The 11,883-nt window shown below is 45.0% G+C and carries 10 protein-coding genes; 2 read left to right on the top strand and 8 right to left on the bottom strand.

What is annotated here, in order from left to right; translation table 11 throughout:
- Positions 1–45: 45 nt before the first annotated feature.
- The 7 genes from NQ505_RS04530 to NQ505_RS04500 all read right to left on the bottom strand — a co-directional run bounded on the left by NQ505_RS04530 (position 46) and on the right by NQ505_RS04500 (position 8,323).
- Positions 46–525, bottom strand: a complete 480-nt coding sequence (locus NQ505_RS04530) for a YqaA family protein (protein ID WP_004296698.1) — start codon at positions 523–525, stop codon at positions 46–48.
- The gene (locus NQ505_RS04525; protein WP_032854091.1) at positions 510–1,520 is read right to left on the bottom strand and encodes a hypothetical protein; all 1,011 of its coding nucleotides are present in this window, start codon (positions 1,518–1,520) and stop codon (positions 510–512) included. The genes NQ505_RS04530 and NQ505_RS04525 overlap by 16 nt, the downstream gene beginning before the upstream one ends.
- A gap of 180 nt (positions 1,521–1,700) precedes the next feature.
- Positions 1,701–2,975 (bottom strand): phosphoribosylamine--glycine ligase, encoded by a 1,275-nt coding sequence (gene purD, locus NQ505_RS04520; RefSeq protein ID WP_009001394.1) that lies wholly within the window; start codon positions 2,973–2,975, stop codon positions 1,701–1,703.
- Between the two features lie 65 nt (positions 2,976–3,040).
- On the bottom strand, positions 3,041–5,239 hold the full coding sequence (locus tag NQ505_RS04515; protein ID WP_009001395.1) for a S9 family peptidase: 2,199 nt from the start codon (positions 5,237–5,239) through the stop codon (positions 3,041–3,043).
- A gap of 14 nt (positions 5,240–5,253) precedes the next feature.
- Positions 5,254–5,817 carry an ORF6N domain-containing protein gene (locus NQ505_RS04510; RefSeq protein WP_004302950.1) on the bottom strand — a complete coding sequence of 188 codons (564 nt, stop codon included), beginning with the start codon at positions 5,815–5,817 and terminating at the stop codon, positions 5,254–5,256.
- Between the two features lie 144 nt (positions 5,818–5,961).
- Positions 5,962–7,401, bottom strand: coding sequence for a class I SAM-dependent RNA methyltransferase (locus NQ505_RS04505; protein ID WP_009001396.1), 1,440 nt, complete (start codon positions 7,399–7,401; stop codon positions 5,962–5,964).
- A gap of 16 nt (positions 7,402–7,417) precedes the next feature.
- Entirely contained in the window at positions 7,418–8,323 is a 906-nt protein-coding gene (locus NQ505_RS04500; protein WP_004296704.1) for a serine O-acetyltransferase, read from the bottom strand.
- Between the two features lie 123 nt (positions 8,324–8,446).
- On the opposite strand from NQ505_RS04500, the gene NQ505_RS04495 reads away from it, so the two are divergent.
- Positions 8,447–10,498 (top strand): histidine kinase, encoded by a 2,052-nt coding sequence (locus tag NQ505_RS04495; RefSeq protein WP_009001397.1) that lies wholly within the window; start codon positions 8,447–8,449, stop codon positions 10,496–10,498.
- Complete coding sequence (locus NQ505_RS04490) at positions 10,495–11,274, top strand: LytR/AlgR family response regulator transcription factor (protein ID WP_009001398.1); 780 nt, start codon at positions 10,495–10,497, stop codon at positions 11,272–11,274. The genes NQ505_RS04495 and NQ505_RS04490 overlap by 4 nt, the downstream gene beginning before the upstream one ends.
- An 88-nt stretch (positions 11,275–11,362) precedes the next feature.
- Here the strand turns inward: NQ505_RS04490 and NQ505_RS04485 are convergent, their stop codons facing one another.
- Positions 11,363–11,758 (bottom strand): DUF3836 domain-containing protein, encoded by a 396-nt coding sequence (locus NQ505_RS04485; protein WP_004296707.1) that lies wholly within the window; start codon positions 11,756–11,758, stop codon positions 11,363–11,365.
- Positions 11,759–11,883 lie beyond the last annotated feature (125 nt).

The following is an 11,883-nucleotide window of genomic DNA, read 5'->3' as shown; positions in this document are numbered from 1 at the left end:
TGCCTAACGTCTAATACTTTATACTTAATACCTAATACTTATTTCTTATCCTGCTATAGCATCCCAGGCACTTTCGAGTGCATACAGGAGAAGAATATAACGTATCAGTTTGCCGACAAACATGGAAACTATGGTGAGCCATGTATTGCTTCGCATAAATCCCAGTGCAATGGCTATCACTTCCCCAATGGCGGGAAGAAAGGTGAAGAAGGCCATCAATGCTCCTTTCCCTTGCAGGAATTTCACCATTTTGTCTACTTTCTCTTTCTTTACCTTGAAATATTTCTCAATCCAGCTGATTTTGCCCAGACGCCCCATGTAGTAGCAGGTCATTCCGCCTACTGTATTGCCCAGAGTGGCGGAGATCAGACAGGCTATCGGGGGCAGCCCGAGTTTCACCAGTGCCACCAGTACCAGTTCGGAACTGAAAGGCACGATGCTCCCAGCCAATAAAGCCGAGATGAATAATCCCGGGAGTCCCCATTCTATGAGGAGTTGTATCGTTGAATCTATAAAAGCGTCCATACATTAAAAGCGAATAAGAGGATGAGACCGACCAATGAAATGATGAAAAACACATTCGAACTTTTACTATTGGTCAGTACAAAGAAATGTCCGATCAGGATGCTGTTGCTTATGATAAGCAAAGGCAATAGGGCACTGCAATATATCGGTTGCAGGGCAATCAGCAGGAACAGGAAAATCGTCAGGTCTATCAGGAATTGGAGATAGGCGCGCGTGCGTATCTTATCCTCAAATCCGGCGGCGATGCAATGGACGGCACTGACGATGAACATCACCAACAGATAGCCGAGTATTGCCAGTTCCCAAGGCTGGAGGATTTGTAGGTTGAAGAATTCTCCGAAAGTAAGTAGCTGATTGAAAGGACGATAGAATAAATCCATCTCGTTGTAGAAGAAGGCGTGTCCGAACAGCATCCAGTATGGCAGCATCCATCCGAGCAGCGCACCGCAGAAACTACGTGGAGTGAGCGACTGGAAACGGTAGGCTTCGAGCAACCAAAGCACCGAGAGGATGGTGAACTGTGGGAACAGAATACTTCCCGCTCCAATAAAGAAGAAGGAATAGAATAAATAACCCGCAGCTTGAGTTTGCTGATAGCTTTTAAACAGAAAATAAATGGAAATGAGAAAGCCTAGGGCAACAATATCTCCAGTATATAGGAAATGCATTTTCGGGCAGACGGTGACCAGCAGGAAATAGATAGCCGTCTGCATGGAAGCCCTCATACGGATAATGCTGAACTGATTGTTCAGCTCTATCAGAAAGTAGCCGATGGTTGCATAAATCAGGAAGCTGACAATCCGGTCTGCCCATCCCGGAAGCAAAAAATTGCGGGCGGGTTGCCAGGCAGAAGGGCTGCCTTCGAGTACGGTTGAGGCTATGGAACCGGGAAATAAAAAGTAAGTCAACACCCAGCACAGGGCGCAGATAAAGATAACGGCAGGCAGGGTCCACCGTCCTGCCGTCACTTGACTTTGTAGTCTTTTATTTCTCATTGATCTGTCAGTTCTGTTGTCGCCCGGCAGGCATATATCATCGCTTTGTTGGATCTATATGCCGTGCGTGTTGGATCTATATATCCTGCGTGTTGGAACTATATGTCCTGTACATTGGATCTATATGCCCTGCAAATAGGAGATTTATACCTGCCGTGGCGTATCATTATAGGTTGTTTTTTACAAATCGAATCCGATATCGCGGCGGAAATACTTCTTGTCGAAGTCGATCATGTCTGCCACTTTGTAGCTCTGTGCCAGTGCCTCTTCTTTCGTTGCACCGTAAGAGCAAACGGCAATCACACGTCCTCCGTTCGTCACGACCTGTCTGTCTTTCATGGCTGTTCCGGCATGGAAAATGATGCTGTCGGTAGCGGCAGCCTGTTCCAGTCCGCTGATAGGAAATCCTTTTTCGTAAGCTTCGGGATAACCTCCGCTGACAAGGATGACACAGCCGGCTGAACGTGGGTCCATCACCAGTGTTTTTTCGTTCAGGTTGCCTGCGGCAGTACCTTCAAGCAGTTCTACGAAGTCGCTCTGGATACGGAGCATCACGCTTTCTGTTTCCGGGTCGCCCATGCGGACGTTGTATTCGATCACCATCGGTTCACCTTTCACCTTGATAAGACCGAGGAAGATGAAGCCTTTGTAAGTGATGTTTTCTTCTTTCAGGCCGTTGATGGTCGGTTCGATGATGCGTGTGCGTACTTTCTCCATAAATACTTCATCGGCAAACGGAACGGGGGTTACGCTACCCATACCGCCTGTATTTAGTCCTTTATCGCCTTCACCGATGCGTTTGTAGTCTTTGGCTACGGGGAGGACTTTATAGTGTTCTCCGTCTGTCAGTACGAATACAGAGCACTCGATACCGCTTAGGAACTCTTCGATTACAACGGTTGCCGATGCAGAGCCGAACATGCCACCCAGCATTTCTTTCAGTTCTACTTTAGCTTCGTCCAGTGTAGGGAGGATAAGTACTCCTTTTCCGGCACAAAGACCATCAGCCTTCAATACATAGGGAGCTTCCAGCGTTTCGAGGAAAGCGAGACCTTCTTCGAGGTTTGCGGAAGTGATGCTTTTGTAGCGGGCTGTCGGGATGTTGTGGCGCATCATGAAGCCTTTGGCAAACTCCTTGCTTCCTTCCAGTTCTGCTCCTTGAGCCGAAGGACCGATAACGGCAATATGCTTTAGCTCCGGACGGTTCTGGAAGTAGTCGTAAATTCCTTCTACCAACGGGTCTTCGGGGCCTACTACTACCATTTGAATGTTCTCTTTCAGAGCGAAAGCGCTGATGGCTTCAAAATCGGTTGCTTTGATGTTGACATTCTCGCCTACGGCAGTTGTTCCGGCATTTCCCGGAGCAATGTACAGTTTTTCAACTTTCGGACTTTGGGCAATTTTCCATGCCAGTGCATGTTCGCGGCCGCCCGAGCCAAGTAATAATATCTTCATCTTTGTGCTATTATAAGTTATACTGTTATATATGATTCGTATAGATGCGGTGGACTTCACAGGTTTTATAAGTTCTGCTCAAAGTACCGGGTGATTTTCTCGTGCAGATGTACACGGTCACGGCCTGCTACGTTGTGCTTGTGGCACGGGTAGATAAACAGGTCGGGATAAGTGCGGGCATCTACACAGGCTTTCATAAACGACAGGGTGTGCTGTGGCACGCAGGTATCGTCATGATCGTCGTGAATAATCAACAGGTGACCTTTCAGTTGACCGGCAAGATTCTTCAGGTTACATTCTTTGTAGCCTTCCGGATTGCTTTCCGGTGTGTCCATATAGCGTTCGCCGTACATTATTTCATAGTAACCCCAGTCGATTACCGGACCTCCGGCAACGCCTACTTTGAATATCTCCGGGTAACGGAGCATCAGGGCGGTAGTCATGTGACCTCCGAAGCTCCATCCGTGTACGCCGATGCGTTCGCTGTCTACGTAGGGGAGGGATTTCAGGAATTCAACGCCTTTCACCTGATCTTTGCCTTCTTCGATGCCGAGACGGCGGAAGGTGGCATTTTCAAATGTTAGTCCGCGGTTGCTGCTACCGCGATTGTCGATGGTGAACATGATATAGCCTTTGCTTGCCATGTATGTGTCCCATCCGCGTGCGCCGTTCTGCCATCCTCCGGTGACGCATTGCGCGTGAGGGCCTCCGTAGACATATACGATTACGGGATATTTCTTAGCCGGATCGAAGTTTGCCGGTTTCATCAGGCGGTAATGCAGGTCGGTAGTGCCGTCTGCCGCTTTGATTGTTCCGGTTTCGATGCTTGGCATCTGGTATCCGTCGTAAGGATTTTCGGCTGTCAGCAAGTTGGCTGTTTCTTTGAAGTTTTTGGTGTCTACCAGGTTGATGACGCGGGGTTGGTCTTTGGTGGAATAACGGTCGATAAGGTATGTACCAGAGGCGCTAAGTGTTCCGCTATGTTCGCTTTCCTTGCAGTTCTCAAACGGCTGGCTTATCTTTCCATTACTTACGTTTACTGCAAAATGGCCGCTTCTCAAGCCTTCTACGGCAGTGAAGATGACCTCTTTACGCTTTGTGTTGAATCCTAGGATTTCGCTGACCAGCCAGTTGCCTTTGGTTAGCTGTTTTACTTTACCGGCCTGGAAATAACTACCGCCGTTGGCACTATTATAGGTTTCACCTTTCATGTTTGCTGCATTTGTCTCAAAGAGATAAAGGTGATTGTAGCCGTCACGCTGACTTTGATAGATGAACTTGGTAGGGTCCCACGGCAAAAATACGATGGGGGTTTGCGGTTCGACGTATTTAGGGTGCATTTCTTCATAGAGGACTCCCATGGGTTCTCCTGTCTCTGCGTTGTACTGGCAGAGTTTGGCATGATTTTGATCGCGGTTTACTTCGATCAGGTAGAGGCTCTTTTCATCCGGTGCCCAGCTGATGTTAGTGAAATAACGGTCTGTCGGATCGCCTGCATTCAGATAAATGCTTTTATCGGTGGCAGGGTTGTAAATGCCTACTTTTACCTGATGGCTCGTCATTCCTGCCATCGGATAGCGTACGTTGTTCACTTCGCCTACACGTGCGGTGATGTCTACAAGCGGGTATTGTGTCACCATGCTTTCATCCATACGGTAGAAAGCGAGCAGGTTACCTTTCGGACTCCAGAAAGTTCCTTTGTTGATACCGAATTCATTGCGGTGCACTGTTTGTCCGCAAACGATGCCTTCGGGTTCATTGGTTACTGCTTTCTCATTCACATATAGATTGTTATCTATCGTGTAAGCCACATTTCCACTGGCTGCGCAATAGTCTTCATTATTTGCCCCGTCCTTTGGTTTGAAAGTGCTGACAACCTGATTGTTCTTGAAATCATATACAATGAACTTTCCTGCTATCGTGAATAGCATTTGTGCCTTGTCTGTCCATGGAAAACGGACGGAATACAGGTGTGATAATTTTCCTGCCTTGTTTTCTTCAAGCACTTTGTTGATTTGCTCGCGAGTGATAACCATTGTTTCTTTCCCGGTTTTGGGTTGAATTGAATAAAGGGTATCTACTCCTGGCTTGATACATTCGTCGCCCCACCATTGCAGCCCGTACAGGTTTTCTGCATAGCGGTAACTCTCGCCGCCCGGAATCAGTTCTTCCAGCGTCGGTTTTTTGGTTTCTTGTGCCATAACATTGAATCCGATTGGTAGTGCCAACAATAACAGAATGGCTCTTTTTCCAATTTTACTCATTGCTCTTTTCTTTATTATTTGTTTTTAAATCCTTCTATTTTTACTCTGTCCAAAGGAGTCTGCTTTATTTGAATGGCAGCACTCAATTTGGCGAAAGCGGTGAATAGGTCGTCAAATTGCTTCTCGTAGCTTTCTCTGTCGGAGGATATGTCCTCTTCCAAGTATTCAATCCTTTTCCTCAATTCTTCCAATTCCTGTTTTGGAGCATGGGAGAGCAGGTATTGGCGCATGTGGACGAAGGCTCGCATGATGTTGATGTTGACTTCGATGGCTTTAGGGCTTCGAAGTACTCCAGAAAGCATGGCGACACCTTGTTCGGTAAAAGCAAAAGGTGCATATCGGTTACCGCCCTTGTTTGAGGTTGCAATTTGCAACCTCAAACTGATTTCCAGATAGTTAACTTCCTCGTTTGATAATTGGAACATGAAATCGGCAGGAAATCGTTCTATATTTCTTCTTACCATTTGCTTGAGATATTTTGTTTCAATCTCATACATTTCCGCCAAATCAAAGTCAAGCATAACTTTCTGCCCTCTGATCTCATATATCTTGTTTTCTACTATGATTAAATCATTCATATTTCGTTTAACTGGCAGCTTACTGTCTATGACTGTTGATTAATATGGTTATTTTTGGGTTCAAGATCGCAATTTGCGACCTTGAACTATTTATTCTGTGAGTTAATGATTGCTGAAATAAGTCATTAACTATTGAATCTTAGCCTATTCCCCTTCCTTCTTCGGAATCCTCGGCTCCCGGTTCCCTTTAAACTCTCTCGGGCCTCTCGAATCTCTTCCTCCGCGGAATTCTCCCTGTGGCTTTCTATCTCTGTCGCCACCTTTGAAGTCGCCACCTTCTCTGCGTGGCTTGTATTCTCCCTCTCTGCGAGGTCTGGACTCACCATCCCGGCGTGGTTTTAATTCACCTTCGCGACGTGGCTTAAACTCTTTTCTTTCTCTGAATCTTGGAGCCTGTTCACCTTCACCCTCTTTCTTCTCTTCGCCCTCTTCCTGGCTCTTGAACTCTTTATATTTTCCGTCAAAAATCTCATATTTGCGGAATTCACACTCCAACGGTCCATTGAACAAAGGAACCTTCTGGCTTGCCTTCAAGCCAATCTGGTCGAAACACTCTTCCCGATAAGAAAGCACCCATGCTTCGTTTCCTACAAATGCATGTTTCAGACGTTCGCCGATCATCTGGTAAAGACCGAGCAAATCATTCGTAGAGATACGTTCCCCATAAGGAGGATTGGTGATGATGATTGATTTCTCTTTCGGCTGTTCGAACTGCTGGAACGGTTGCAATTTTAGCACGATATCTTTCGATACGCCGGCAGCTTTTATATTGTGAGTTGCAATCTCATTCGCTTTCGGATTGTTGTCATACCCATAAATCTTATGAGTAAACTCACGCTCCTGACTGTCGTCATTGTAAATCTCATCAAACATATCCGCATCGAAATCCACCCATTTCTCGAAAGCAAACCCTTTACGGAATACTCCCGGAGCGATATTCTTAGCAATCAGTGCGGCTTCTACAGGGATAGTACCCGAACCACACATCGGATCGATCAGATCACATTCTCCACGCCATCCGGTCATTAAAATCATGCCGGCAGCCAATACCTCATTCAACGGAGCTTCTACCGCTTCCTGGCGATAACCGCGACGGTGAAGTGATTCTCCGGACGAGTCCAACGACAAGGTACAGGTAGTCTGTGCAATATGAATGTTCAGAAGTACATCCGGGTTGTTGATGCGTACCGACGGACGTTTACCCGTTTTCTCGCGGAAGTAGTCCACAATCGCATCTTTCACCTTGTACGAAACGAATTTCGAATGGCGGAACTCCTCACTGAATACTACTGCATCGATAGCAAATGTTTTGTTCACATCGAGATATTCTTCCCATGGAATAGCCTGTATTTGATTGTAAACCTCGTCAGCATCTTTGGCCGTAAAGTTCTTGATGGGTTTCAGGATACGGATGGCGGTACGTAGACAGAAATTAGCCTTGTACATCATACGTTTATCTCCTGTAAATGAAACCATACGACGTCCTATTTGAATGTCGTTGGCTCCTAATGCTGTCAGTTCTTCTGCAAGTATCTCTTCCAGTCCCTGGAAAGTCTTGGCTATCATCTCGAATTGTTCGCTCATATAGATTCTTTTGATTTTATTTTTTTGCTTTAGTTTGTACGATTCTTGCTCCTGCGGGCACGTTTTCCGTTACCCAGATATTACCGCCTACGGTTGCATCACGCCCGATGGTGATTCTTCCCAGAATAGTGGCGTTGGAATAAACAATTACATTGTCTTCCAGGATCGGATGGCGGGGGATTCCCTTGATAGGTTTTCCGTCGGCATCCAGTGGGAAACTCTTAGCTCCCAGCGTGACACCCTGATATAGTTTGACGTTGTTTCCGATGATACTCGTGGCGCCGATTACGACACCCGTACCATGGTCGATGGTGAAGTGAGTGCCAATCTTTGCGGCCGGATGGATATCAATTCCCGTTTCGCTATGCGCCATCTCCGTGATGATACGGGGAATCAGAGGAACACCCAGTTCCAGCAATTCATGCGCGATACGGTAATTGCTGATCGCTTTAATGGCCGGATAACAGAATATGACCTCTCCATAGCTTTCGGCAGCCGGGTCACCGTTGTAGGCGGCTTCCACATCCGTTGCCAGTATCCTCCTCATGGCGGGTAACTTACTGATGAATTTAGCAGCAAGACGTGCAGCTTCTTCTCGTTTGGAGTCGGAGCAGACGTTGCATTTCCCCTCTATGGAAGTGCTAAAACATAATCCAGCCAGGATTTGCTCACAAAGTAAATCAAACAATTTTTCAATGTTTACACCGATGTGATAATTGATAGTCCGGCTGTTAATAGTAGAATTTCCGTAATATCCGGGGAAAAGAATGGAGCGTGAAAGCTCAATAATTTCATATAAGACTTTTGCAGAGGGCAGTGGTTCGCCATCTTTGTGCTGATGAAACAGTCCTTTATAAGATTCGCTTTCCGATAGCTCATCGACTGCCTGTGTCAAAATGTGGGTGAAGTTCAGTGGACTCATTAGGTCAGTTGCTCATATTTATATGGGCACAAAGGTATTAAAAAAATAATAAAATTCGCTGGGATTCAGGATAAATAATGTATTTTTGTCACATTCAAAACATGACATGAATAAGGGGAACGGATGAATCAGAGGACTACTATGAAACTATTTGGACTGTTGGGGCTGTTGATGTTGTTGAGTTGCGGATATGCTGATAGACACCGCAATAGCTCTTCATGCGAACAGGCGTTGGTTGATTCTCTGGAAGTTCGTGTACAGGATTCTTTGTTTTCCAATGTGCATTATTCCCGCTCACAACTGCTTGAGGCACTGACGCAGACGCAAGATTCCCTGGTTTATTATCGTCTGCTCGCCCTTTACGGGAAAACATTTTTTGTCTCTTCCGATTTTGATTCTATACTCTATTACAACCGCCGGGTAAAAGAATTTTCCCGCAATGCTTCCCAATCTTCTGAATCTCTCCAGTCTCCACGATGGAATGATGTATTGTCCGATGTCTATAATATCGAAGGCAACGTATGGATGCAACTGAACCGCCCTGATTCTGCAATTATCGACTATAAGAAAGCCTATGGATATCGCCTGGAAGGAAAAAAACTACACCTGCTTCCGGATATTTGTATCAATATAGCTGATGCCTATCTGCATAGCAGTGACTTGGCGCACACTGCTTCGTATTACCGGCGCGCCCTGTTTCTCTGTGATTCTTTGAACTTGTCCGAGCACACGAAATTTCCTGTCTACTACGGATTGGGGCAGACTTACATGGAACTGCGCGATTTCGATTTATCCAATCATTACTATGAATTGGCCGGGCAGTTCTTCGATGAAATGAACGTGAGCGAGCAATGGACCTATCTCAACAATCGCGGCAACCATTATTATTACCGGAAAAACTATCAGGAGGCTTTGAAATATATGCGCAGGGCCAATGCACTCGTATCTTCTTATCCGCAGATGGTGTTTGAACAGAACTTTATCAAAGTAAACCTGGGAGAATTGTATTTGCTGACTGACAAACTGGACTCCGCACAGATCTGCCTGGACGAAAGTTATCGTTTCTTCTCCGGTATACAGCATAACTCGGCTGTTCATTACATTGAAACCCAGATGATTGAACTGGCATTGAAGAAAGGTAATATAGCCCAAGCGAAGACTATGATCGCCCGGACTGCTCCTGTGGGGCATCTTGACGCCAATATGTTGACTATACGCAATCAGTATCTGCAACATTATTTTGAGCATACCGGTGATTATCGCCGTGCCTATGAATACCTGAAACGTGATTGCCATCTGGACGATTCCATCCGGAGCGAACGGATACAGATGCGTGTTGCCGAATTGGATATGCGTTACCGGCAGGATACGATAGTGCTTCGTAAGGAAATGAAGATTCAGCGACAGGCGGCAGAGATGAGAGTGCTCAAGTTGAGCGTATCTATCTGGGTACTTGTCTGCGTGTTGCTTGTGGCAGGGGTAGTGATAGTTGTCTGGTATATGCGTAAAAAGAGGGAGTTTCTTCGCCAGCGTTTCTTCCAGCAAATCAACCGTGTCCGCATGGAGAATTTGAGAAGCCGGATTTCTCCTCATTTTACTTTTAATGTACTGGGACGTGAGATCAATCAGTTTAACGGCTCGGAAGAGGTGAAACATAATCTGATGGAACTGGTGAAATATCTCCGTCGTAGCCTCGAACTTACCGAGAAATTGAGCGTATCTTTGCAAGACGAACTGGATTTCGTCCGTACATACATCGAACTGGAACGTGGACGTGTCGGAGAAGATTTTGTCGCAACAATCACGGTGGAGGACGGTTTAGATGCAACCCGCATCATGATTCCATCTATGATTGTGCAAATTCCGGTGGAGAATGCTATTAAACATGGACTGGCGGGAAAGGACGGAAAAAAGGAACTGATGGTATATGTTTCCCGTGAAACAAATGGGATTCGCATAACGGTTACCGACAACGGACGCGGGTATCTCCCGCAGGTAGTTTCCGCCACACGGGGTACTGGTACAGGATTGAAAGTGTTGTATCAGACCATTCAATTACTGAATACAAAGAATAAGAGTGATAAAATACGTTTTAATATAACCAACAGAAGCGATGGACAAACCGGTACGGAAGTGTCGGTATATATCCCGTTTCGTTTTTCTTATGATTTATGATGGAGACAGAAGAAAAGTATAAGGTAGTTATCGTTGACGATGAACGTACAGCGATTGATGCTTTGCGCCGAGAGTTGGAGCCCTATCGTGAATTTGAAGTAAAAGGAATCGCAGGGAATGGTGCAAAGGGTAAAAAGATGATTATGGAGTTGCATCCGGACTTATTGTTTCTCGATGTGGAACTTCCGGATACGTTGGGAATCAATCTATTAAGTGAAATCAGGGAGGATATTTTGTGGGATATGAAGGTCGTATTTTACACCTCTTATGACAAATACTTGCTTCAGGCGTTGCGTGAGTCGGCTTTCGACTTCCTGCTGAAGCCTTTTGAAGCGGAAGACCTGAAAGTAATTATGGACCGTTACCGGAAGGCTATGACCTCTACTTCGCTTCCTCTTTTGCCTTCTTTTGCTTCTTCCATTAGTGCATTGATGCCCCAGCAAGGCATGTTTATGATTAGTACAGTGACAGGCTTCAAGCTTTTGCGGCTGGAAGAAATCGGTTTTTTTGAATATCTGAAAGACAAACGTCAATGGCAGGTGGTCTTGTTTAATCAAACTTGTCTGAATTTGAAGCGAAATACCAAAGCAGAAGATATTATCAGTTATTCACAAGCTTTTGTACAGATTAGCCAATCTGCTATTGTAAATATTAATTATCTGGCAATGATTGATGGTAAATGCTGTCAACTTTATCCGCCTTTTCACGATAAGAACGATTTGATTATTTCCCGAAGTTATCTAAAAGAACTGCAAGAGCGTTTCTTTGTTTTGTAATGTAGACCTCATATTATGAAATACGCCACTTCTTCAGCAGAAGCGGCGTATTCTTTTGTTAGAATATTAGAATGAGAGAGAGTTTATGTTACATATTTGTATTATCCATCGTAACGGTCATTTCGGGTACCAGTACGTAGGCTTGTTTTTTAGCGTTCCATTTATAATAATTCGTAGTAACGGTCTTGCCTTCATAAGTATAATTGATGCGTAGGTCTTTTTCCCATGCGTCCTTGCTATTGTTCCATTTCAAGGCTTCGCTTTCAATCATACGTTTGTTGTCATCGTACTTGTAGTTGTACTTCATGTAGTTGGCAAGTGTATTTCCGTCCATTTTGTAAACGGTTTGTCCCACTGTCATGCCATTCTCTTCGATTGGATTATAAATCAATTGATTATCGTAGCTACGTGCAGAAGTAGCAAGCGATACAACAAGAAGAGCTGCAGATAAAACGAACATTTTTAAAGATACTTTTGCTTTCATGGCTATTTAAGTTTTTGGGTTATACTTTCATTTGTCTACCAAATACATTGGTTTTATGCTGCAAATCTACATATTAATTTGGTATTTATGTATTTTTGAAGATAAAAGATTGTCAAAATGTCAAG

It is taken from the genome of Bacteroides sp. D2 (assembly GCF_025147085.1).
In the GTDB taxonomy this organism is placed as follows: Bacteria; Bacteroidota; Bacteroidia; order Bacteroidales; family Bacteroidaceae; genus Bacteroides.
Note: the sequence above shows the minus strand (reverse complement) of the source record. Positions and strands in the feature narration are given on the sequence as shown.

Excerpts from the sequence above, each read along its gene's own strand:
- NQ505_RS04515 (WP_009001395.1), bottom strand. The coding sequence starts at position 5,239 with ATGAGTAAAATTGGAAAAAGAGCCATTCTGTTATTGTTGGCACTACCA.
- NQ505_RS04505 (WP_009001396.1), bottom strand. The coding sequence starts at position 7,401 with ATGAGCGAACAATTCGAGATGATAGCCAAGACTTTCCAGGGACTGGAA.
- NQ505_RS04500 (WP_004296704.1), bottom strand. The coding sequence starts at position 8,323 with ATGAGTCCACTGAACTTCACCCACATTTTGACACAGGCAGTCGATGAG.
- NQ505_RS04525 (WP_032854091.1), bottom strand. The coding sequence starts at position 1,520 with ATGAGAAATAAAAGACTACAAAGTCAAGTGACGGCAGGACGGTGGACC.
- NQ505_RS04485 (WP_004296707.1), bottom strand. The coding sequence starts at position 11,758 with ATGAAAGCAAAAGTATCTTTAAAAATGTTCGTTTTATCTGCAGCTCTT.
- NQ505_RS04530 (WP_004296698.1), bottom strand. The coding sequence starts at position 525 with ATGGACGCTTTTATAGATTCAACGATACAACTCCTCATAGAATGGGGA.
- NQ505_RS04510 (WP_004302950.1), bottom strand. The coding sequence starts at position 5,817 with ATGAATGATTTAATCATAGTAGAAAACAAGATATATGAGATCAGAGGG.
- NQ505_RS04495 (WP_009001397.1), top strand. The coding sequence starts at position 8,447 with ATGAATCAGAGGACTACTATGAAACTATTTGGACTGTTGGGGCTGTTG.
- purD (WP_009001394.1), bottom strand. The coding sequence starts at position 2,975 with ATGAAGATATTATTACTTGGCTCGGGCGGCCGCGAACATGCACTGGCA.
- NQ505_RS04490 (WP_009001398.1), top strand. The coding sequence starts at position 10,495 with ATGATGGAGACAGAAGAAAAGTATAAGGTAGTTATCGTTGACGATGAA.